The sequence below is a fragment of the Ascidiaceihabitans donghaensis genome (assembly GCF_900302465.1).
Taxonomy (GTDB): Bacteria; Pseudomonadota; Alphaproteobacteria; order Rhodobacterales; family Rhodobacteraceae; genus Ascidiaceihabitans; species Ascidiaceihabitans donghaensis.
Map to the genome: position 1 here is coordinate 1 of NZ_OMOR01000005.1, position 22,010 is coordinate 22,010.

Annotated in this window: 17 protein-coding genes; 3 read left to right on the forward strand and 14 right to left on the reverse strand. The window is 58.4% G+C overall.

Translation table 11 applies throughout. The features are described 5' to 3' along the window. The 5 genes from ASD8599_RS19925 to ASD8599_RS19945 all read right to left on the reverse strand — a co-directional run. A partial coding sequence (locus tag ASD8599_RS19925; RefSeq protein WP_181364576.1) for a DUF4422 domain-containing protein occupies positions 1 to 1,110 on the reverse strand: 1,110 nt, incomplete at its 3' end. 247 nt (positions 1,111 to 1,357) lie between these two features. Beyond that, positions 1,358 to 3,784: a M10 family metallopeptidase C-terminal domain-containing protein gene (locus ASD8599_RS19930; protein WP_108830540.1), complete on the reverse strand. Its 2,427-nt coding sequence runs from the start codon at positions 3,782 to 3,784 to the stop codon at positions 1,358 to 1,360. A 140-nt stretch (positions 3,785 to 3,924) separates the two neighbouring features. Continuing rightward, the gene (locus ASD8599_RS19935; RefSeq protein ID WP_181364577.1) at positions 3,925 to 6,255 is read right to left on the reverse strand and encodes a calcium-binding protein; all 2,331 of its coding nucleotides are present in this window, start codon (positions 6,253 to 6,255) and stop codon (positions 3,925 to 3,927) included. Between the two features lie 180 nt (positions 6,256 to 6,435). After that, positions 6,436 to 7,098 carry an ABC transporter ATP-binding protein gene (locus ASD8599_RS19940; protein WP_108830542.1) on the reverse strand — a complete coding sequence of 221 codons (663 nt, stop codon included), beginning with the start codon at positions 7,096 to 7,098 and terminating at the stop codon, positions 6,436 to 6,438. Between the two features lie 5 nt (positions 7,099 to 7,103). After that, entirely contained in the window at positions 7,104 to 8,612 is a 1,509-nt protein-coding gene (locus tag ASD8599_RS19945; RefSeq protein ID WP_108830543.1) for a KpsE/RkpR family capsule polysaccharide export protein, read from the reverse strand. 64 nt (positions 8,613 to 8,676) lie between these two features. Between ASD8599_RS19945 and ASD8599_RS19950 the strand changes: the two genes are divergently transcribed. Further along, positions 8,677 to 9,513 carry an ABC transporter permease gene (locus tag ASD8599_RS19950; protein WP_108830544.1) on the forward strand — a complete coding sequence of 279 codons (837 nt, stop codon included), beginning with the start codon at positions 8,677 to 8,679 and terminating at the stop codon, positions 9,511 to 9,513. Positions 9,514 to 9,522: 9 nt separating this feature from the next. On the opposite strand, the gene ASD8599_RS19955 is transcribed toward ASD8599_RS19950, so the two are convergent. The 4 genes from ASD8599_RS19955 to ASD8599_RS19970 form a co-directional block, all read right to left on the reverse strand. Further along, positions 9,523 to 11,130 carry a DUF1217 domain-containing protein gene (locus tag ASD8599_RS19955; RefSeq protein WP_108830545.1) on the reverse strand — a complete coding sequence of 536 codons (1,608 nt, stop codon included), beginning with the start codon at positions 11,128 to 11,130 and terminating at the stop codon, positions 9,523 to 9,525. 78 nt (positions 11,131 to 11,208) lie between these two features. Next, a complete protein-coding gene (locus tag ASD8599_RS19960) occupies positions 11,209 to 12,171 on the reverse strand; it encodes a glycosyltransferase (RefSeq protein ID WP_108830546.1) in 963 nt (320 codons plus the stop codon). Between the two features lie 51 nt (positions 12,172 to 12,222). Further along, positions 12,223 to 13,227, reverse strand: a complete 1,005-nt coding sequence (locus ASD8599_RS19965; protein WP_108830547.1) for a ParB/RepB/Spo0J family partition protein — start codon at positions 13,225 to 13,227, stop codon at positions 12,223 to 12,225. A gap of 87 nt (positions 13,228 to 13,314) precedes the next feature. Then, a complete protein-coding gene (locus tag ASD8599_RS19970; RefSeq protein ID WP_108830548.1) occupies positions 13,315 to 14,694 on the reverse strand; it encodes an AAA family ATPase in 1,380 nt (459 codons plus the stop codon). A 401-nt stretch (positions 14,695 to 15,095) separates the two neighbouring features. Between ASD8599_RS19970 and ASD8599_RS19975 the strand changes: the two genes are divergently transcribed. Continuing rightward, positions 15,096 to 16,094, forward strand: a complete 999-nt coding sequence (locus tag ASD8599_RS19975; RefSeq protein ID WP_108830549.1) for a replication initiator protein A — start codon at positions 15,096 to 15,098, stop codon at positions 16,092 to 16,094. On the opposite strand, the gene ASD8599_RS19980 is transcribed toward ASD8599_RS19975, so the two are convergent. The 4 genes from ASD8599_RS19980 to ASD8599_RS19995 all read right to left on the reverse strand — a co-directional run bounded on the left by ASD8599_RS19980 (position 16,091) and on the right by ASD8599_RS19995 (position 18,989). Next, positions 16,091 to 16,369 (reverse strand): BrnA antitoxin family protein, encoded by a 279-nt coding sequence (locus ASD8599_RS19980; protein WP_245926173.1) that lies wholly within the window; start codon positions 16,367 to 16,369, stop codon positions 16,091 to 16,093. The genes ASD8599_RS19975 and ASD8599_RS19980 overlap by 4 nt on opposite strands. Then, on the reverse strand, positions 16,341 to 16,613 hold the full coding sequence (locus tag ASD8599_RS19985; RefSeq protein ID WP_108830550.1) for a BrnT family toxin: 273 nt from the start codon (positions 16,611 to 16,613) through the stop codon (positions 16,341 to 16,343). The genes ASD8599_RS19980 and ASD8599_RS19985 overlap by 29 nt, the downstream gene beginning before the upstream one ends. Before the next feature lie 254 nt (positions 16,614 to 16,867). Further along, entirely contained in the window at positions 16,868 to 18,013 is a 1,146-nt protein-coding gene (gene glf, locus ASD8599_RS19990; RefSeq protein WP_108830551.1) for a UDP-galactopyranose mutase, read from the reverse strand. Between the two features lie 22 nt (positions 18,014 to 18,035). Then, the gene (locus ASD8599_RS19995; protein ID WP_181364578.1) at positions 18,036 to 18,989 is read right to left on the reverse strand and encodes an NAD-dependent epimerase/dehydratase family protein; all 954 of its coding nucleotides are present in this window, start codon (positions 18,987 to 18,989) and stop codon (positions 18,036 to 18,038) included. Between the two features lie 143 nt (positions 18,990 to 19,132). On the opposite strand from ASD8599_RS19995, the gene ASD8599_RS20000 reads away from it, so the two are divergent. Then, entirely contained in the window at positions 19,133 to 21,823 is a 2,691-nt protein-coding gene (locus tag ASD8599_RS20000) for a glycosyltransferase (protein WP_108830553.1), read from the forward strand. On the opposite strand, the gene ASD8599_RS20335 is transcribed toward ASD8599_RS20000, so the two are convergent. After that, the gene (locus tag ASD8599_RS20335) at positions 21,820 to 21,978 is read right to left on the reverse strand and encodes a hypothetical protein (protein ID WP_181364579.1); all 159 of its coding nucleotides are present in this window, start codon (positions 21,976 to 21,978) and stop codon (positions 21,820 to 21,822) included. The genes ASD8599_RS20000 and ASD8599_RS20335 overlap by 4 nt on opposite strands. Positions 21,979 to 22,010 lie beyond the last annotated feature (32 nt).

Below are 22,010 nucleotides of genomic sequence, written 5' to 3' on the forward strand. Positions count from 1 at the left end.
CCGGTCAAGGCTGGGCAGCAGATCAAACAACAAGAAACGGTTGTAGGTTGCGTTGGACGGGGCGCGGCTTGACGACCGGTAGCTGCCTTCAAAGGCGCGGCCCACAGGCAGGACATGCAGATGGGCGTTGGGGTGGATGTCCACAACTTCCTGCAAATGCGCCAACCCGATGGGTTTGACGTTTGTGGACAGGAAAAACAGGTTGATCTGGCGGGTCTGGTCCGCGCGGCTGAGCATCGATTGCAGCATAGCCGCCGTGTGGGGCAGATAGGCGCGGTCGGCGGCAAAAGCCACGTTCACATGCGCAGGCCCGTTCAGGCTGTCATCGGCGACATAGGGCGTGACCAAAGCCTGCGACAGATTGACGATCGGCACCTCATGCACGCGCAGATCGGGCTGGGTGGTTTGCAGGTGATGCACATAAACCGTCATCAGGCGTTCAGCCACAAACCCCAGATACCGGCTTTGCTGAACGCTGTAATGCGAACGGTCCAGATCAAGGGTTTCCAGCTTGGCCAGAATGTCGAAGATCCACGCGGCATAGCGTTCCATCAGGTCACGGCGCATGACAAACATATTGCCCAGACGGATGTCTTTATCGGCGCAGACCGCGTCAAAGCTGGCCAGATATTCGGGGTGGTCAGCAGCGATGATGTCGCGGGTCAGGTCGAGGTCTTCGGGGGCGTGGCCCTGGCGATAGTTTTCTTTCACGGACCGGCCCATGCGGTGCACACGCGGGATGATCAGATCATAGTCGGTGCCATGGGCGGCCAGCCAGTTTTCGGTACTCTCCAGCCAGTCGGGCACGTCGAAACGGGGCACATACAGCTCGGCTTCGTGACCTTCAAACTGGCCTTCGAAATCCAACACACGGCGATAGTGCATCAACCCGATATGGCTGGCGGCGGTGTCGTTTTTCCACGCCCAATACAGCGCCGTCAGTTCACAATAAAACGCATTGCGGCCTGATATGTTTTCGCCTGTGTCATCGCCAATCATATCCTGCAAAGGGGCGGCTGCACCTGCGCGTCCGACATGGATGGGACATACGGATGCGCTGCGCAACAAAGGGGCGGGTTTGTGATACGCAGTATAGAGGGCAAAGGTCACGGGAAGGATCACTCAACATCTGTTAATGGTCTTGTGCGGCGGTATCCCCTTGCCCTTGCATTGTCAACGCGCGGGGGATGTGGTGCGGGCGGCAGATAGCCAATAGATTTACCATAACCATGATTATAAGACAGGTATTTCACCGTCTGTCTGGCGGCTTTCCTACCACAAAAAAAGCCCCGGCCCCTAAAGGGCCGGAGCTTTCAAATCATGGTTCTGATCCGGCAAGCGGACCCTTTAGCCGGTGCTATCCGGTGACCAAAATCGCGTCGTCCGGGTTGGTCAGGGATGTGACCCCTTCAAGGAAGATTTCGACGCCGTTGTCGAAGTCCAACAGGATGCCGCCGTTCTCGAAGCTGCCGAAGGCTGTGAAGACCGCGGTGCCTGTGGTCTGGCCTGTCAGCATGTTGGCGTTCAATTGGATCGTATCGCCGAAGGTGAAGTCCTCGATGGTGTTGATCTCGGAGTTGACGTTGAAGATGAACACATCATCGCCGTTGCCGCCCTTCATGGTGTCATTGCCTTTGCCCGCTTCCAAGCGGTCATTGTTGTTGCCACCGTTCAGATAGTCATCGCCGAACCCGCCGCGCAGAATGTCGTTGCCATCGGCGCCGTACAGCGTGTCGTTGCCGTTGCCACCGCTCATGGTGTCGGCGCCTGCTTCACCGCGCATCACGTCGTTCTGGTTCTGGCCGTTCATCACGTCGTTGCCCGATCCGCCCCGCATGTTGTCGTTGCCATCGCCGCCGTTCATCGTGTCGTTGTCGCGCTCGCCGTACATGACGTCGCGGCCCGATCCACCATCCAGACGGTCGTTGTTGAACCCGCCGCGCATGGTGTCGTTGCCCGATCCGCCAATCAGCGTATCGTTGCCCTGGTTGCCAAAGATCATGTCGTTTTGCGATTCACCGCGCATCACGTCATTGCCTGTGCCACCGTTCAGCGTGTCTTCGCCGCCGCCACCATAGAACTGGTCGTTGCCGCCATCGCCATTCAGGCTGTCATCGCCCGCTTGGCCCGCAAGGCGGTCGCCCTCAGTGCCACCGTTCAGCGTGTCATTGCCGTTCTCGCCCACAAGGCGATCCTTGCCACCGCCACCAAAGAGCACGTCATTTTCATTGCCCCCCGCCAGCGTGTCATTGCCTTTGCCGCCGGACAACGTGTCAAACCCTGCCCCGCCAAAGATCGTGTCACGGCCATCGCCACCATCAATCGTGTCGTTGCCCTGATTGCCAGCCAAGCGGTTGGCCGCATCGTTGCCGATAATCGTGTCGTTGCCCGACCCGCCAAAGGCGCGTTCAATCACCACGCCGTCCGCAATGGTATACCCGCCTGCGATGCCGTTGGCCGCAGATACGAACCCGCCGCCGCCGACCTCATCCAGCAATGTCGCAGCCCGCAAATCAAGCACGGCATCACGCACCCCTGTGTAGCGCATGCTGTCGGTGCCGCCTGTGTCCCAGATGCTCAGCCAATGGGTGCCGCTGCCGTTGGCGTCGTCCAGGAAGTAATTGTTGTTGCCATTTTGGAACGTGTCATTGGCGCCGTAGATTTCCTGCAGAACCGCAATGTCCAGCCCCATGGGGCCACCTTCCAGCCCCCATGTTTCGGCAGATGTGCCTTCTGTGCCAACAGCACCCGCGTTGTAGCCGGGGTTGTAGGACATGATGGTGAACAGACCCTGGTTCAGCAAATAGGTGCCATAGTCATTGAAGTCGCTGGTGACGCCCGTCATCACATCGGATCCGCCGCCGGTGTCATGGGGGTGGGACATGCCCAGACCGTGCAGAATTTCATGCACCATGGTGACCCAGCCCAGGCCGCCCTGTTCCAGATCGCCGCCCGCAAAGCGGTCCCACTGTGAGGCGTTGAACATCCCGTGGCCCGAGTTGGCCCCGAAGCCCTGCGGATAGAAGAACCCAAGATAGCCGTTGCCCATCTCGTTGTTGCCATCCAGAAACAACTCGAAATCGGCAGTCGCTGTGCCGCTGACTTCGACAAAATCCACGTCGATTAAGGTTTCCAGCATGTCGAACACGGCGCGGAATTGCTGCTGTTCGTAAGCTGTGAAAGCGTCGGATTGATAGGTGTCGCCCCCATCGGACAGGAATTGCCCTGCCGCTTCAAAGGAAAAGGTGATGGTGGTGTTGCCAGCCAGATTGCCGCCGCCCCAGATCAGGGAATCGATGGCGTTGGAATTTTGCTCGGGTTGGGGCGGCGCTTCGCCGAAGGTGGCAGACAGCACATAGTCGCCGCCAACGCTGTCCCAGGTTTCCGCTTTCACAAAATATGTGCCGGAGGTGGTTGGGGAAAACGTCACGGATACCGTGGACAGCGCACCGGCATTGCCATCGGACTGCAAGAACGTACCGGTCGGGCCATAGATCACCAGATAGGGGTCCAGTTCGGCGTTGCCGTTGGAATAGTCGCCGGTCATCGTGAAGGTCACTTGTTCGCCTGCGGTGATCTCGAAGCTGATCCAGTCGTCAGGATAAAACCCTGAAGGCACCTCGTCCAGCGTGCCATAAAAGCTGTCGCCATCACCAATGGAGTAGGGTGTTGTCACACCACTTGGCGCATCATCGCCTTCTGTGATGTCCAACCCCAGGCTTTCCAGACCGGAATGCAGGATTTCCTGAACGTCGTAGTTAACAATCGAGCACGTCACACACATGGTGAACCCCTTCCAAAACCAAAAGACTCGCCCCCAAAGCAAGTTGTGCAACTTTTAACAAATTCATGTGATCTGCACCAGTGCGGCAAAGGGTCAACCGCCGATTGTGCCGCTCCGGCCACAGAGGTATTCAACCAAAGCTAGAATATCTCGATGTTATCGGCAAACCCGTCCAACGAACGGCCCCAGAAAAACACGATCTTGTCGCCACCGCCAAAATCCAGCACCGCGTTGTTGCCCTCGATACTGCCAAAGGCCTGCACCACCTGCCAGCCTGTGGTTTGCCCGTCCAGAAGGTTGGAATTGAGCCTTAGAATATCCTCGTCGCGGTCAAACCCGATCATCAAATCGCGGTCCATGCCGCTTGCAAACACAAAGGTATCGGCGCCTGTGCCCCCTTTGACGTAATCCCAGCCCCCGCCCGGCACGATGGTGTCGTTGCCCGACCCGCCAAAGATGCGGTCCGCGCCGTCACCTGCGAAAATCCGCTCATCGCCCTGATTGCCAAACAATGTGTCATTGCCGGATCCGCCATACATCGTGTCATCGCCGACACCGCCACGGAACCAGTCATTGCCTTGATTGCCATAGAGCGCATCCGATCCCCCGCCCCCGTTCACCGTGTCGTTTTCATTGGCGCCGCGCACCGTGTCATCGCCGCGCTGGCCGAACATGCGGTTGGCGCCCTCGCCGCCTGCGATGGAATCATTGCCATCGCCGCCATAGATGAAATCATCCCCCGTCTCGCCGTTCAGCACATCGTTGTCGCGCCCCCCCCGCAGGGTATCGTGACCGCTGCCCCCCCAAATCACATCGTCGCCGTACCCGCTGACCAACATGTCATCGCCGCTAAAGCCATAGATCGTGTCGTTGCCTTCCAGCGCCGACAAGCTGTCAACGCCGCTGGTGCCGGTCAGCATGTCCGCCGCGCTGCTGGGGGCCGTGGATTCCGTATCATCAGCACTGTCGTCATATTCCACCGGCAAAGCCCGTGTCGGGCCCAGCATGATCTTTTCACGCACTTGATTGGGGTTCAGCCCGCCGTTGGTCCCCTTCAGAACATCCAGCACTTCGTCATTGTGGGTGATGCGCACCCCACCATCGATCTGAACAATGTCCAATTGGTCCACCGAATACAGAAACGACCAGAAGGACAGGTCGATAAAATCTTCATTGACCTTGAAGTCTTCGATCGTGTCCCGCACCCCGTCCTGGGCAATGATAAACACATCCGCCCCGCTGCCGCCGCGCAAGGTATCGCTGCCACCCCCGTCCATCAACGTGTCCTGCCCCCCGCCACCGTACAGGCTGTCGTTGCCATTCTGACCTGCCAAAATGTCCTGGGACCCTGTGCCGGACAGGGTTTGCCCCCCGCTTGCCGCCAGCCGCGTCTGGCCCTGACCCGCCAAGTCGTAACTGAGCTGCGTCAACCCGGCCGCAGCGCCGGAGGCTGCGAAAACCTGCAAGTCGCCCCCCGCATAGGCCAATGTGATGGCGGTGACACCGTTCAGCCCCGCCTCGACGCTGTCGGCGATGGTATCAAGATGCTGTAAGGTGCCATTGGGCAGGACAGAAAACAGGGTGATGCCATCGTCGCCACCGCCCGCCGCAACAAACCAGCGCCCCTCTATTTCGATGCTGTCCACGGCCTGCACCCCGCCAAACCGCATATCCAGACTATCCAGCATATGATCGGTCACAGTCAGCTGGCCGTTGGAGGCAATCTGCATCACGGTCAGCGCCCCGCTGCCACCATTGGTGGGCATGGACGCCACCAGCACAAAAGACGTGGCCCCTATGGTCATGACCGTCATGTCGGTGGGGATCATGATGCCAACGCCGTCTGCCGGGCCGATGCTGTCGGCCAGCACCGGATCAAATCCGTTCATACGGTAGCTGCTGATGCCGCGATCCCCCATGCTGGCGGCCAGCATGATTTCGGTGCCCCCCGCAAGCGTCACCATTTTGATATCCGACACCTGTGTGGTGTGACTGGATTTGGTATCGGCTTCGGTGTGGCGCAGGGTCAGCCCGTTGCCCGATTGGGTGTAAAGCTGGGCACCCGTGCCGCTGGTATCTGCAGTCACGATATGGCCTGCGTCGGTTTCTGCCAAAGCGGTGTAACTGCCGTTGCCGGTGACATCCATGACAGCGCGGCCACCCAGCTGGCCCACCCCCGACAGATCATAGCTGATGATTTTTCCCGCCGAGATGCCGCCCACCAACAGCGTACCACCCCCATCCACCACTTCGATTTCCGCGCCCTGCCCTGCAAAGCCGCCCAAGTCGAACAAGGCCGTGTCAATCAAAGACACAGCCCCGCTGTTGGATAGAAAATAGCTGGTGACACCGCCGCCAAATCCGGTGGAGGCATATAGGATCGTACCAGCATCCGTGACATGCGCTTCCAAATCGCGCACGCCAAAGTCCAATGCATCCGTGCCTGTTTGCAAGACACGCAAAAACTCCATGCTCGGCATACCAATGCCACCCCAAATTCAAACCCACTCGGGGCTAAACTGGGCGCTGCAACGGGCCTTAAAGGGTACGAAATTGGGGCGCAGATGCGAAGAAATCCGCGGATTTTCTGCAAGATGTTAAGCATAAGTGGATGAAACACGGGCAGACAAGGCACCGCCCGCAGCAGGGGATCAGTGGCCGCTTTGCACCAGAAATTGATGGCGTGAAATGGCCTCTTCGAGATCCTCGAAATAGGTCAATTCCCCTTTGTTCAGCACCAAACCGCTGTCGCAGAAATTGCGCACGGCCCCCATCTGGTGGCTGACCATAATGGCACTGGAGGTCTTCATGCGGTCGTGAAAGACCGCGCGGCTCTTTTGGTTAAAGGACGCATCCCCCACAGCTGTGACTTCATCCACAAGATAGGTGTCGAACCGGATGCCCATGGACAGACCAAAGCCCAACCGCGCACGCATCCCCTGACTGTAGGTGCGCACCGGCATAAAGAACTGATCGCCCAATTCCGAGAAATCCAACACAAAAGCCACCAAGGCTTCGGTGTCCACGCCGTAAACCCGCGCCACAAAACGCACGTTCTGCGCCCCCGACATTTGCGGGTGAAACGAACTGCCGAAGCCCACAGGCCACGAAATGGTGCCGTCTGTGATCACACGGCCCTCGTCGGCGGGCAAAATACCCGCAATGATCTGCAATAGGGTCGATTTACCGGCGCCATTCAGCCCCAAAAGCGCCAGCGATTTGCCCGTAGGCAGGGTCAGGTTCAGACCATTGATGACCGTCTTGCGCCGGCCCCGGATCCAAAAGCTTTTGTGCAGGTTTTCAAAGCGGATCATGGGGGTCAGCGGCTGTCGCGGATGGAATAGTAAATCAGCGCCAGAATGGACCAGATCAACCCCACAAACAGACCGATCATGCCCAGCAACACCCAACGGCGGGGAAATTCCGAGGACTGCGGCAAGGTGGGGCGCACGTAGGCCTCCAGATAACGGCTTTGGCGGCCTGCATTGTTGCGCGCCACGTCCAATGCCGTCAGCGCGGCACGGTAGCCTTCTTCGGCAAATTCGCGGTCCACCACCAGCCCTTCGAATTCGGCCAGCAAGGTCGGATAATCCTCGCCCCCCACCGTGATGTCGCCCGACGCCACGTTTTCGCGTTCAATGACAATCCGGTTCTTGATGACTTCAATGGTGCGGCGGGCCTGTTTGACACGGGGATCACTTTCAGAGGACTGGTCCAGAAGCACATCCAGATCGATCAAGGCCTGCGCCAGCTGGGCCTGCAAATTGTTGACCACACCAAGACGGCCCTGCAGGTCGGTGGCGGGATCCACGATCTGGGTGCGGGTGCGGAACAGGATCAGCGCCTCGCGGGCATCCTTCAGCCGCCTCAGCGACACTTCCAGATCGCGCTGCGCATAGCGCAACAGATCCTCACGCGCCTGATCGTTCAGCGCGTTGATCATGTTCTGGCTTTCTTCCACGATGCCTGTGCCAATGGCTTGAGCCGTCTTTGCATCAAAGGCCAGAACGCGCAGTTCGATCAAGCCGCTGCCCTGATCGTAAGACACACGGATGATGCGGCTCCAATACCAGACAAGTTCTTCGATGGTGGCGTCGGGCCAAATGGCAAAAATAACATCATCCGGCCAGGGTTGCGCGTAATGGCCACGCAGATCAAAGCGGTCGTCAATGCGTGACACCATTTCCTGACTTTGAATGAATTCATACAAGATATCGGCGTCCGAAGTGCTGGACCCGCCAAACAGATCGCCCAAACCATTGCCCAATAAATCCGCGCTGGAACTGCCGCCCTCCTGACGCACAGTGAACCCCACAGTCGAAGCATATTGGTCGGTGCTGACGGTCCACAAATACCACGCCGACACCAGCAAAGGGGCCACGATCAGCGCAAGGGCGGACAGCACCAGCCCCCAATGCCTGCGCCGCATACCGGCGTTGGTGGCCATGGGGGCGATTTCGACCACTTTGGGGGGCGGGTTCTGCTTGCCCTTGCCTTTGCCTTTTGCACCGGGCCCTTTTGCACCAGGGCCCGCTTTGGGGCCTTTGCCCTTTTGGCCGGGCCCGTTCTGAGGCCGGTTTTGGGGCCGATTTTGAGGCCGATTTTGAGGGGGCTCGTTTGATTTGGCTGTATTGGCTGTATCAGGGGCCTCTTCAATGACGGGTTGCACAGATGGTTCTGCGACCTGCGCCCGTGGGGCTTGGGCCACATCGCGGGAGGCCGCCTGAGGGGCCTGAAACTTGCGCATGCCTTTGCGCGGGGCTGTCCCGTCGGCATCATTTTGCGCGGCGCCTATTATGGGCGTGTCAGAGTTTACTTTATCTTCCAACGACTTACACCACCCATAAGCGATTTGATTTCCTGTTCTCATTTCTACATAGTCGGGGCAGAAAATGCCAGCTTCATGGTGCCCCTTGTCCGACAGCAGCTTCACACCACCCCTTGCCCCCCTCAAACCGCCGCGCCGGTCTGCGGGACGGTTGCGCACGATCATCGCACTGATCTTGCGCGAAATGGCATCGGTTTATGGAAAATCGCCGGGGGGCTATATCTGGGCGTTACTGGAACCTATTGGAATGATTGTCCTTTTATCATTCGGATTTTCACTTTTGCTGCGCACACCATCTTTGGGCAACAGCTTTATCCTGTTCTACGCCACGGGGTATCTGGTCTATAATATCTTCCCCAAACAGTCACAGGTCGTGGGCAACGCGCTGACCTTTTCCAAAGCACTTCTGACCTATCCGGCGGTAAGCTGGCTGGATGCGGTGGCAGGGCGGATCATCCTGAATATGCTGACCAGCGTGACCGTCAGCTACATCCTGCTGGCCACAATTCTGGTGCTGGTGGACAGCCGTGTGGTGCTGTCCTTTGGGCCGATTTTTCAAGCCTACATTTTATGCGCCTTGCTGGGGATCGGGGCCGGTTTGGTCAATTGCGCTATCATCGGGTTTTTCCCGGTCTGGCGCACAATATGGTCGGTGGCGACGCGCCCTTTGATGCTGGCCTCGGGCGTGATTGTGATCCACGAGGACCTGCCCCCCTTCGCCCAAAGCCTGCTTGTCTATAATCCGCTGATGCACGTGACCGGATTGATGCGCGAAGGCTTCTATCCGATGTATGCGCCCCAATATATTTCGCACATCTATGTGCTGGTGATCGGGTTAAGTCTGATCGCCTTGGGGCTGATGCTGTTGCGGCGGTTCAATCAGGAAATCCTGAACCGCTAAAGCGCGGTTTCAGAACTGGAAGCCCGACAATAACGCCGATGCCAACCCCGCGCTGCTGGTGCTGGCGCCCACGGTGCTATTTTGTTGCAGCAAATAGGTTTGGCGCAGTTGGTCCAGCACATCGGGTTGCGCATAATCCGCCACATCGCTGGTGTCGAAAAACTGCACCGAGCGGGCTTTGAACTCCGTCAACTGCGCGTCGATGTCGATATTCCCGAAGCTTGCGGGCAAACGAAACGCACTTTCAAAAACAGACCGCAGCGCAGGCGATGCCATCACCGCAAACCAGCGCGAATTCTCTGAGGTGCTGGCCTCGATCACCGTATCCAGTTCGCGTTCCAGCGCCAAAGCCACCCGCAGTGAATTGTCTGAATTGCCCACTTCGATTTCAAACTGGCGTTCAGAATAATTGGCGGTGATTTTGTCGGCAAACCCTGCCGGATAGGTCCGTTCTTCGGCGACGGGTTGAAAATCAAACGCATTCACAAAGGGGATGTAGCGTTCGTCCTGCAACAGCCCCACCAAGGATTGTGGGTCGGTTTTGTCCGCCTCCAAAAGCCGCTGCGCATAGCGGGTCTGGGCAGAACTGGTTGGCAGGTCAAAGAAGTTGCTGGTGGCGATGAACAACCTGAAATCGGTGAACAAATCGCCAGGTTCCTGCAAGGGGGTGTCGCGGTCCAAAACGGCCTCTACGAACTTTTCGGCTGTGCTGGGCGGCAATGTGTCCGGCGCCACAGCAGGCGTGCGGTAAAATTCAAAGGCTTCGGCCATCGCCACATAGCGCGGGTCGTTTTGTGCGTTCGCCACAGACGCCGCATCGCTTAGGTCAGACGTCAACACATCCACCATGAAATCGGGCCGGTAGACTTCATTGTCCAGATTGAACATCTTCAGCGCCGCTTCAAACAACACCTCGTTTTCCACAAGGTCCTCGGCGGTTTGCAAACCGTCAAACTGCCCCTCGAACAGTTGCGCAAAGGCGGTGATGCTTTCGTTGGCTTTGACCTTTTCGCCAAACCCGAACACTTCGGAAAACTCCGCATAGCGCGTGTCGCTCAGTTGGTTGGCAAAAGACCCCGGGTCGGCCAGATCACTTTCCAGAACCTGCTTTAGAAAGAACACATCGCCTGCGTTGCTTTTCAAACCGAAGCTGTCCAATGCGGCGCGCAACAGCGGCCCATCCGTCAGCAAATCATCCGACGTTTTCAGCCGCGCCAGCTGGCCGGAAATATCGGGGCTGGTGTCTTCGATGTCCAGTTGCGGACCATCGTCGCCCTGAAAATTGAACGCCTCTGCCAGCGCGAAATAGCGTTTGTCTGCCAGACGGTTGGCCAGCGACGTGCTGTCGTCCAGATCGGACTCCAACACCCGTTCGATGAACGCCCGGTTGTCGATGTCATCGTCCAGCCCGAACGCCCCCAAAGCGACCCGCAGCATGGCGCGATTGTCCATCAATTCCTCGGTGGTTTTGATGCCTTCAATCTTCTCTTTGAACTGTGCAATATCCCGCGCCACCTGCGGCGACTGGTTGTACAGGTCCTGTTGCGTGTCACGGGTGCGGTTCAGGAAATTATACCCCGTCACACCACCGCCCAGAAGAATAGGAGAAAAAGTCATATCGTTCGCTCACACACCATTGCGCATAAGACCCTAGCACCCAAAATTTAACGATCAGTTTGGATATTAGCGACAGTTTTAGCGGTCGGGATGCGCCAGCTTTTGCACGTCATCAAACGTCATGTCCGTGCGCTGCGCAAACCCGTCTTTGATCGCCCGTTTTAATAAGGCGCGATACGCCGCCCCCTGCCCTGCGTAGCGTTTTGCCTGCATCCACCACCGCAACGCAAAGGCGGCCGCCACAGGGTAAAACAACAGCCCCGCCGCGCTGCGGTACACCATCAGCTGGTTGCGCCGCATATAGTAGACTTTCCACAGCGGCTGAATGGTGCCGTCATCTTCGCCAAAGGTTTCGCAATCATGCTGAAAATGCAGACCCGGATCGAAGGCCACCCTGCCCCCGGCGCGGCGCAGCGCGAGGCTATACAGCACGTCGTCACCGTATAAAAACAAGCGCCCTTGCGGCAGCCCCGCCTTTTCAATGGCCCTGCGCGACCAGAACAGCCCCACAAATGACCCGCCATCGATGTCGATGGGCGCAGGCGCCGCATAGGCACTGTCGTCGATGTGAAATCCGCCCCTGCCCCCTGCGATGCCCTTCAGGAACCCCCCAAAGCTCCAGAACGGGTTGCGCCACGGGCGGTTCATTTCGCAGATCCCACCGGATGGATAGCGCACGGCTGTCACCCAAGCCTCACGGGTGGCGCGGTTGGTGTTTTGGAACGTCTCGAGCGTGCCAGCCGCGGGTCGCCCGTCATCATCCATCATCACGACCCAATCTGCGTCCGTATGATCGCGCACATAGGCCAGCCCCACCTCAAAGCCGCCTGCCCCACCAAGATTGGCGCCTTGGGTCAGAACCGTTACGCGAATGTCCTTATGGGCCGCCAGCCAGTCTGCCGTACCGTCGCCGGATTGATTATCGACGACAATGACCTCGCCCAGCACATCCGCGTCACTGACAAGCAACGCCGCCAGCGTCTTTTGCAGCTGATCCAAACGGTCACGGGTGACAACAAGAGCAACAAGGCGGTGGGTCATTGGGGGCCTTTCAGGGGGCAAAAGTTTCGCACGCGAAACATTTTGTCACCCTTAGGTTACATTTTCACAAAGCCATTGCAGCAGCTTTTCGTGCAAATCTGGCGTCACCGCAGGACCCTGCAACACGATTTGACCCGATTTTGGGGTGCGTATCGTCAAGCCCGGAGCAATGTCTTTCGACTGCGACTTAGACTCTGATACTGGCTTTTTAGGCTCTGATTTTGCCAAACACTGCGCAATCATATCCCATTCGGCCTGCGCATCTTTTGTATCCGCCTGCAAGGCCACAACCAATCGCGCAGCAAGCCCCGCATCAGCATCCAAAGCCCGCGCCAGAACAAGGCCGTTCTTTTCTGTTAGCCCCTGCGGATGCCGCAACGCCCCGTCCAAAGCTTTCACAACCGGAATAAAGCTGCCGATCTTGGACCGGCGCGGGGCGGGGGATGCACGAAACAGCGCTTTTAGAGCCTGTTTTTCGCTGCCGAACACGCCTTGGGCCGCAGCCTGCACCACAATGCGGGCGCGTTCGTAGATGCTGAGGTTCGCGCGGATCTCGTTTTCTTCAACCATCGACACATAGGCGTCAGCCCCATCTGCAGGGGCGCGTAAAAAGGCCAAAACAGTCTCTGACCCAAGCCGTTTAAGCGCTTCCAGACGCCGCGCCCCTGAAATCAGGCCATAGCGTCCGCCGTCTAGTTGAACCACTTCGATGGGGCTTTGTTGGCCACGGGACTGCAAGCTGTCCATCAGGCTTTGCATGTCATCTGCATCGATATGGGCGCGGTCGCGGACAAGATGACCTGCGTCGATTTGATCCAGCGCAATCTCCAGCACCATACGGCCCGTTGCGCGGGCCTGCGCCATTTCATCGGAAAGTTCCGCCAGGGCCGCCGTCGCCGCCGCATCACCCGCCACCGCAGAAATGGGCGCCGATTGTGATCGCAGACCTTCCCAGCCGTCTTTGTATTTCGGGAACATCGATTTCGTCTCTAACCCGCCGTCTTGGGTCGGAAGGTAATCCGGATTTGCAGGGGTCAGTCGCTTGCGCTTGGCCATGTTATCTCTCCTTGTGCACCGGGAACTTTGGAAAAACAGGGTTGATATCCGTTAACCATAACGTGCGCCCCACCGTGACAGCGCCCTTCACTCTGCCGCCTCGATATTTTGCGCCAGCTCATCGCGCCGCCAGGCCCCCAGCAACAGGTGTTTGAACCCTGCATAGGTCGCGTCGAACGTCTCGCGGCCCCGCACATAGGTTTCGCGGTTAAAGTTGCGGTAGTCCGCCTCGTAGATGCCTTGCACCTGTTCACCGGCCTGCCCAATAAGGGCTGTGAAATCTTGTCGGTGCGGCGACAATGTCGGGCCCAGATAGGCCTGCATAAGCCCGGCCAGCTCTGCCTGCTGAGTGCCGTCATACCGCGTGATCACAGCGCGCACCGCGTCCCATTCAAACGCCAGTTCTTCGCGCCCCAAGGCCCGTGCCGCCAGGTTTTCGCTGTCTTCAATCGACCCGAATGTCGTCCCCAGCATATCGAAAAACCGCCCCGTGCTGTCAAATTCAAGGAAAGACGCGCCCATGGGCACCAGCAAAATATCCGCCGCCGCCAACCCGTTGATGGTCAGGTAGCCAAGGGCAGGGGGCGTGTCGATGAAGATCACGTCATAGGCATCCAGCACCCCGTCCGCCTCAAGCGTTTCAGTCAGCGCATCCCACAGTTTCCAACCGCGCCCCTGCATCCGCCAGACGGGGATCTGGAATTCTGCCCAATATAGGTTCAGCTGCGCGCCGATCAAATCGATGTTGGGCCAGTGGGTGGATTGGATGACGTCCTGCGCCTTTACCTCAAGGGCGTCCGTCAGCGTGTCGTCCAAAGGCAAAGGCTGTTCGCCTCGATCCAGCCGACGCTGGTTTTCGTGCCGCAGGTGTCCGGCATAATGGCGGGCCAGCAGGGGAAACACGGTGCCCCATTCGTCCTCGACCTTGCCACCAAACACGGACGTCATGGAGCCTTGGCTGTCCAGATCCAGCACCAAGACCTTGTAGCCGTCCAACGCGGCGCTCATCGCCAGATGGGCAGCTGTTGAGGTTTTGCCAACGCCGCCTTTGAAATTCGCCACCGCGACCATTTTTGCAGGCAGGTCTTTGGGGCGGTAGGGGAGGTAGTCTTTGGCCTTTGATCCCTGGGTGCCAAAGAAGGCGCGCAGGCGCAACACCTCGTCCAGCGTGAACCACTTGGCGCCGCCTTCTGTTTCAGAGCGCCCTTGAGGCAAATCAGGGTTGGCTTTCAGCACGCGGCGGAAATGGCCAACCGCGACAGGGATCAGATAGCGGGTGATTTCCCATGTGGAGAACTGGCGCAGGGTGCGCTGGCCGTTTTCTTCCAAGCCGCGAGACGCAAGATCAGTACGCCCCCGTGCACAGGCTTCTGCCATTGCGGTGAAGCCAGCTGTGCTGGTGGACTGACCCAAACCTTGTACGGCTTTATCGGGATCAATATTGAAATAGGGTGGTGTGTCTGTCATCTGGCCCCGGCACTTTGATGTGTGCTGTTTCGGGCATGATACCTGAAAAGCGCGTACATGGAAGTAAAACGCGCACATTTCGCAAAAACACTTTATTTTCTAAGCAAATGAAGCAGGGTTTTGGGCTGATTACGACGGGTATTTTCTTTTTGATAAGTTATATCTTGTTATTTAATCGTTACAGGGATCGGGGTGTCACGCCAACATCTTTGATTCACGGGGCTTTTTGAGATCTTTGACGGATCAAGCGACTCTGAAACCACGCTGAGGCGACTCTGATCCCACGCAGTACTGACTCTGATCCCCCGTTCTGCCCCTAGCCTGATCCTGTGGATAACTTTAGGGTGTCATTAAAACCCCGAAAGCGGGTGATTCCGAAACATCGGACGAGAAGAGCAGACATGGCAACAGGGCAGGGGGCGTTCCCCGACCGTCACGGGACGGCAGATTTTTTCATTTGTGACATCTTTGATGCCGCGCCCAAGGATGATCTTGGGTCGATGGAGCATCCGATTTTTTCGCTTTCGACCCGGCCCGATCGCCGTGTTTTGTCTTACGCGCACAACGGCACGACGATTGATGTGACGCCGTCGGTCAAAGGCCGCGCCACGATCCACGACAAGGATATTTTGATCTATTGCATCAGCCAGCTGATGGCCGCCGTCAACGCAGGCCGCGCCATTTCGCGCACCCTGAATCTGACGGCGCATGATCTGTTGGTGGCAACCCACCGCGACACGTCAGGCGACAGCTATGTGCGCCTGCGCGAGGCGTTTGAACGGCTTGCCGGCACCCGCATCACCACCAACATGACGGCGGGGGGCTTTGAGACGACACGCGGGTTCGGGCTGATTGAAAGTTGGGAAATCGTGCGCAAATCCCGTGCGGGCCGCATGGTGTCTGTGACGGTAACCCTGTCGGAATGGCTGTTTCAGGCGGTGCAATCCAAAGCGGTTTTGACCCTAAGTAGAGACTATTTTCGCCTGCGCAAACCGTTGGAACGGCGGATTTACGAATTGGCACGCAAGCATTGCGGGCGTCAGCCGGAATGGAAAGTCAGCGTGGCGACCTTGCACAAGAAATCCGGCTCTGCCTCGCCCTTGCGCGTGTTTCGCGCGGCCCTGCGCCGGATGATCAAAGACGCCCAATTGCCCGGCTACGAGATGTCCGAGATGCCCGGCGACATCATGCGGTTCGCGCGGCCCACCGTGGTCGAAGATACAGCACCGCGCTTTGACGGGGATGTTTTGGATGCCGCCAAACGTCTTGCGCCCGGGTTCGATGTCTATGCGCTGGAAGCCGAGTGGCGCGGGTTCTGGGTGGCCTCTGGCAGTCCACGTCTGGGATCGCCAGAGAAGGCGTTTCTGGGCTGGGTGAAAGGCAGGGTGGTGCGGGGTTAAGAGACGTCGCGGTCTTTCTTGGCGTCCACATAGGAGCGCAGCACCGCATGCATCCGTGTCAGGTGACCACTGCCCTGTGCTTTGAAAAAATCAATGATGTCCGGGTCCACGCGCAGGTTGATCTGCTTTTTGACCTTGGGGGCTTGTGGTTCCGCGTCGTCCCAAAACCCGTCGGGCAGGTCGATTTCTGTGGTGTCCTTGGCAGGCGCTTTGACCTCGCCACGGCTGTGCATGGCGCGGATGTCTTCAAGGGAAGCTGTTTTTATATGTGTCATAGTGGCGTCTTCCACCTTTCCAGGCCGAGATGATCCGTGTGTTTTCGCCGCGTTGGGTGTGGATAACGATATAGGGGGTATCGTCGACCAATCCCAGGGAGATGTGGCGCACCTCGCCATAGTCTTTGCGGTTGTCTATTTTGGTGAGGGTTTGCCCCTCGAAAATTAAAGCGGCGTAGAGGAGGTCAATGCCGCGGGTTTTGAGCGTTTCTTGGCGCTTTTCTTCGTTCCATTCGAAGCTCATAGTTTCTTCCTAAAAATTGGGTGTGATTTTTATTCATAGTTTCTCCCAACTCTCCTGACCGAAATAGTGGCTGATCTTGCGCCAGCATTGCGAGTTGTATATTCTTTTTGTATATACGTGTCAACTTTCCTGGCATCAGCCCGGACTCAAGCCGCAGGCGCCGGGCAATCCATTGCCCGGCAGGCGATTGTCGAAACGACAATCTGCCGAGAGGGACAGGCCCGCCCCACGGGTTGGCGATGGCCCTCAGCGCCCTAAAGCGGTGCCGCCGAGAACGTCGGTGCTGTCCCGCTTTCCAAGAACCCACGCGCCAGATCCAGCGCCTCGCGGATGCACACATCCATGTCGATGTAGCGATAGGTGGCCAAGCGTCCGACGAAGGTCACACCGGGGGTGGCTTCGGCCATCGTGACATATTCTGTCAGCAATGCTTTTTCGTCGACCAAGCGGATCGGGTAGTAGGGGATGTCGTCCACGCCGCACAGCCGCGAAAACTCGCGGTAGCAGACGGTGCCTTCGTGATCCTCCCACGGGGCGAAATGTTTGTGTTCGGTGATGCGTGTGAACGGCACATCCGCATCGCCGTAGTTCATCACGGGAATGTCTTGATAGTTGCCTGTGTCGGTGAACTTTTCAAAATCCAATGTGCGGTAACCAAGACGCCCCAGCTTGTGGTCGAAATACCCGTCCAGAGGACCGGAATAGAACACGTGGTCGCCTTTGTGCGTGGCCGCATCATAGGGGGTGTTCAGCGACACGGTGATGTTTGGGTGATCCAGCATGGCGGCAACCATTGGGGTGTAGCCGTGGCGCGGCAGGCCCTGATGGGGATGGTTGAAATAGCTGTCGTCATCGGTGAACCGCAGCGGCAAACGCTTTAGGATCGACGCAGGCAGGTCGCGCGGATCACAGCCCCATTGCTTGATGGTGTAGCCTTTGAAAAACGCCTCGTACAGCTCGACCCCGATGAAGGCGAGCGCCTGTTCCTCGAAGTTCTGCGGGTCGGTGATCGTGCTGTCGGCCTTGGCGGTGACAAAGGCTTCGGCCTCGGCCTCTGACATGTGGGTGCCAAAGAACTGGTTGATGGTCGACAGGTGGATGGGCATCGCAAACACCTCGTCCGCGCCGCCGCGTTTGATCTTGGTCAGCACGCGGTGGCGGTAAGGCACGAATTCGGCGTAGGCGTTCACATAATCCCAAACCTCTGTGTCGCCTGTGTGGAAGATGTGCGGCCCGTAAAGATGCACCATCACCCCGGTTTCGGGGTCGCGTTCCGTGTGGCAATTGCCTGCGATATGGCTGCGCGCCTCGACGATTTGGGACGTATGCCCTGCCTCTGCCAATTCGCGGGCAATGACCGCGCCGGACAGGCCGGCACCAACGATAATGACATGAGACATGGGGGATGCGTCCTTGCTGGGCTTATTTGGCGTAGTAGCCGTGGGTTTCGCGGATGCCCTCGACGAAGGGTTTGGCGCGATCGCCCAGCAGAACCTTGACGTCGGCCTTGTCGGCGATGACGTCGCGCGGCTCGGTTGCCAGCAGTTCTTTGGCGGGGATTTTCTCGTAGTTCAGGGGCTTGCCTGTGGCCTCTTCAATGGCGGCAACCACATCCATCAAGGTGGTGCTGACGCCAGAGCCCAGCATGTTGACGGGTTCAGAATGTTCGCCTGCGCGCAGTTTGGCGGCCAGCGTTGCAATGCCAAGGCCCACGTCACCTGCATAGATAAAGTCGCGGCTTTGCTGACCGTCGCCATTGATAAACACGCTATCGCCGGAAATGGCCGCGCGAGTGAAGGCGTGGATCGCGGATTTTTTGTTGTCGGAGTATTTGCCAAAGACGTTTGTCAGGCGGATGACGCGGAATTCGGCGCCGCGCAGCTCAACCAGTTTTTCCAAAATCATTTCTTCGGCGGCTTTGGTGGCACCATAGAAGTTCTTGGGGCAGTAGGGGGAATTCACGGACACTTCGAACGTGCCGTCAAACAGCGCACCTGCCGTGGAGATCAGGATAAACTTGTCGCCGGGCTTGACCGCCTGCATCACGAATTTGGCAGGGTCCGCGATATTGGCGTCGATGAAGTCCAGCGGGCGGTCCTTGGATTCCGCGACGCGGGTTTCGCCAGCGAGAAAGACAAAAATACGCCCCCCTTCGCTTTCTTGCGCGTCCAGAAAATCAATCGCGCCCTGATCCTCGTAGCCGCCCACATAAGACGGGTAATCCAAACCCTCATGACCCGGGGCAGGGTTGGACAGGTTGTCGACGATGACAGGGGACAGCCCTTCAAAGGCCGGGTCCGTGGCCACGTTTTCCAGAATGTTGCGGCCCACAAAGCCGTAGCCGCCGATCAGGGCAAGGGTGGATGAATTCTTCATGAGGGCACACTTTCTGTAGATTTCGCTCATTTTGTGTTGCTTTCGGTTCCTATGCGTCGGCGGTGAATAGTTCAAACATTCTTTGCGGTGGCATCGGGTTGGCGCAGGCCGTAAACACCGGACCAAATAACAAAAAGCAGGTAATGCGTGCCATGACGTATGAGTTCGATCTTTCCGTTGTTGTGACGGCCCATTCAGAAACCTTTGTGTGTGGGCCAACCATGCGTGCGGCCGATGCGTCGATTGACGCGGCGCGGGCGGCGGGGTTTTCGGTGCAGGCGATCATTGCGCTGGACAATGCCACACCGCAGACGGCGGCCTATTTCAACCAGGCGGCATTTGATCATTGGGACCGTGTTGTGCTGACCCAAGGCGATCTTGGACGGGCACGCAATGAAATGGTCACGCAACACACAAAAGGCAGTGCGATTGCCTTTCTGGATGCCGATGATCTCTTTTCGGAAAACTGGCTGGCGGAAGGCATGAAGCGTTTGCGCGCCGCACAGGCCCGTGGCGAACGGGTGATTGTGCATCCCGAACTGAACTGGCTGTTTGATGCGGCGGCCAGCGTTTATTGGAACCCCGAACAGGATGATCCGCTTTGGACGCCCTATTACCTTTATACGATGAACTACTACGACAGCCTGTGTCTGGTGCCCCATGAAGCCCACCTTGAGGTCCCTTATGTCCATCGCGATATCCCCAACGGGTTGTCGTTTCAGGACTGGCAGTTTTCTATTGAGACCCTACACGCAGGCTGGCGACATGCCGTGGCCCGCGACACGATCATCTTCAAGCGCCGCCGCGACAATTCGCTGGTCACCGAAAGCCAGGGCCGCCGCGCCATCGTGCGCAGCCTTGAGGCGATGCGCATCGACAAAGTGGCAAGCTTGGGGGCCGCCACGCAAGCGTCCCCCGCGCTTGAGGTCACGACCCCGCGCACGGTGCCTGGCCCCATGCCCGTTGCGCAAATGACGGTGGATCCAAAAACCGTTGTGACCCTGTCACCGGAAGACGCCCAAAAGGTTGCAGACGGTGAAATGAAGGCCCCGTTGCCCCCTGTGTTGCGTGGCCGCCGTCCGGCGTTGCCAAACCCTTTGCCCCACTACGGGGCCACTTTTGCACAGCGCGTGGCGCAGGCGTTTGGCCGTGCGGAACACCGGACGGGCGCACCAGTGTATCCCACCGTTCAGGCGCAATTCGATGTGGCGTATTATCTGGCGCGCTACCGTGATCTGGCCCGCGCGCCCAAGTTAGACCCTGTCGGCCACTGGCTGCGTGCAGGCAGCCACGAGGGGCGGATGCCCAACCATTGGTTCGATCCCAAGCGCTATCTGGCGCGCTATGAAGATGTGCGCAAATCCAAGGTGAACCCGTTTTACCACTTTCTGACCCAAGGCCGTGACGAGGGACGCATCGCGGCCCCTTTCCCGCAATTTGACGCAATGGCTGCGTTGATCGGGCTGGATCCGGACGAAGCGCAACAGCTTTGGATTGCCCGTTACACCGATTTGCGCACGCGGCTGGAAAGCGGAGATTTGGGGGCTCAAGTCACGGCAGCTGCGCGGTTTGATCCGCTGGTGGAAGCCACTTGGGCCGAAGCCCTGCAAATCAAGGTTGTGCCGTTCCACACCGCCCCCGTGGTCAACCGTACAGTTGCGATGCACCGCGCCCATGCGCAGGCGGATCACCGCCCCGCCAAGGCCGTGATCATGGTCAACCGTCCCCGTTGGGGCGGCGCGCGACGCATGGAAGGGCATCTGGCAGATGCTTTGGTGGCCCGCTACGGCGCCGATCAGGTGGTGGTGGTGTCCACCGATGCCTCAGGCGACATGCCGGCCCATAAGTTCCCCGACGGCGTGCGCCATGTGGATTTGCAATCTTGCATCGAAGGCAAGCTGAAGGGCGATTTGACCGAACGGCTTCTGGTGGAATTTCTGCGCAGTCTGGCGCCCGAAGTGGCCTTCAACGTCAACAGCCGCTTGATGTGGGATGCGCTGAATATCTACGGCAACGCACTGGCCGCCAGCATGCGGCTTTATGGATGTTTGTTCTGCAACGAACGCACGCCGATGGGCTATCTGACGGGGTATCCGCTGCGCCGGTTCTACCGCACCTTTGACGTGCTGTCGGGGGTCTTTACCGACAGCGCGTTTCTGGCCGACGAATTGCGCACGGCCCATGTGCTGCCCCCCGAAGCAGGTGCACGGGTGCAAGTGTTGCGTGGCCCTGTGGATCACAGCGTGCAGGTTGTGGATGCGCCTGCGCCTGTTTCGCCCGCGCCTGTTTCGGATAGCACATCAGACGCCGCCCCCCGCCGCCCCCGCATCTTCTGGGCGGGACGGATGGATGCGCAAAAGCGTATTGATCTGGTCTTTGACATCGCGCGCAGCATGCCCGAAGCCGATTTCCATCTGTGGGGCGAAACCGTGATGGGGGGCCAATCCCTGCCTGCAGCGTTGCCCAACATGACGTTGAACGCCCCCTATGCGCGCTTTGCAGATCTGCCTTTGGATGAGGCCGATATGTGGCTCTATACCGCGGCTTGGGACGGTATTCCGCAAATGTTGCTTGAGGTGGGAATGACAGGTTTGCCCGTTGTGTCGTCCACAGCAGGTGGCACACCTGAAGTGATCCGCGACGGGTTGGGCAGGTTGCTGCCCAAAGCTGCGGGTGCTCTGGATTATGTGGCGGCGATCCGCGCCGTTCTGGCGGACCCGGCAGAGGCGCGAACGCAAGGGCAGGCCTTGCGGCGCAGTCTGATAGAGACCCACACCAAAGAGGCATATGCGCAGGCTTTGGGGCAGGTGTTGGATATAGCGCCCGCGCGTTAGTCTTCGGTGCGCAGCGCCTCTAGTTTGGTGCGGCTGTCGATGATGGCGATCTCGGCCTGAATGATCCGCAGCCGCGCTTCGGCGTCACGGGCGCGCAATTCGTTGCGTTCCATTTTGGCTTTTAGATTTGCCAGTTCCTGGTCGTCTTTGGACATCGTCGTATCATCCTTTGAAATCATTATAAGTG

Coding starts and splice junctions, on each gene's coding strand:
- ASD8599_RS19995 (WP_181364578.1), bottom strand. CDS start 18,989: ATGAAGAATTCATCCACCCTTGCCCTGATCGGCGGCTACGGCTTTGTG.
- ASD8599_RS19965 (WP_108830547.1), bottom strand. CDS start 13,227: ATGGCCAAGCGCAAGCGACTGACCCCTGCAAATCCGGATTACCTTCCG.
- ASD8599_RS19940 (WP_108830542.1), bottom strand. CDS start 7,098: ATGATCCGCTTTGAAAACCTGCACAAAAGCTTTTGGATCCGGGGCCGG.
- ASD8599_RS19985 (WP_108830550.1), bottom strand. CDS start 16,613: ATGAGCTTCGAATGGAACGAAGAAAAGCGCCAAGAAACGCTCAAAACC.
- ASD8599_RS19980 (WP_245926173.1), bottom strand. CDS start 16,369: ATGACACATATAAAAACAGCTTCCCTTGAAGACATCCGCGCCATGCAC.
- ASD8599_RS19970 (WP_108830548.1), bottom strand. CDS start 14,694: ATGACAGACACACCACCCTATTTCAATATTGATCCCGATAAAGCCGTA.
- ASD8599_RS20000 (WP_108830553.1), top strand. CDS start 19,133: ATGCGTGCCATGACGTATGAGTTCGATCTTTCCGTTGTTGTGACGGCC.
- ASD8599_RS20335 (WP_181364579.1), bottom strand. CDS start 21,978: ATGTCCAAAGACGACCAGGAACTGGCAAATCTAAAAGCCAAAATGGAA.
- ASD8599_RS19960 (WP_108830546.1), bottom strand. CDS start 12,171: ATGACCCACCGCCTTGTTGCTCTTGTTGTCACCCGTGACCGTTTGGAT.
- ASD8599_RS19935 (WP_181364577.1), bottom strand. CDS start 6,255: ATGGAGTTTTTGCGTGTCTTGCAAACAGGCACGGATGCATTGGACTTT.
- ASD8599_RS19955 (WP_108830545.1), bottom strand. CDS start 11,130: ATGACTTTTTCTCCTATTCTTCTGGGCGGTGGTGTGACGGGGTATAAT.
- ASD8599_RS19950 (WP_108830544.1), top strand. CDS start 8,677: ATGCCAGCTTCATGGTGCCCCTTGTCCGACAGCAGCTTCACACCACCC.
- glf (WP_108830551.1), bottom strand. CDS start 18,013: ATGTCTCATGTCATTATCGTTGGTGCCGGCCTGTCCGGCGCGGTCATT.
- ASD8599_RS19975 (WP_108830549.1), top strand. CDS start 15,096: ATGGCAACAGGGCAGGGGGCGTTCCCCGACCGTCACGGGACGGCAGAT.
- ASD8599_RS19930 (WP_108830540.1), bottom strand. CDS start 3,784: ATGTGTGTGACGTGCTCGATTGTTAACTACGACGTTCAGGAAATCCTG.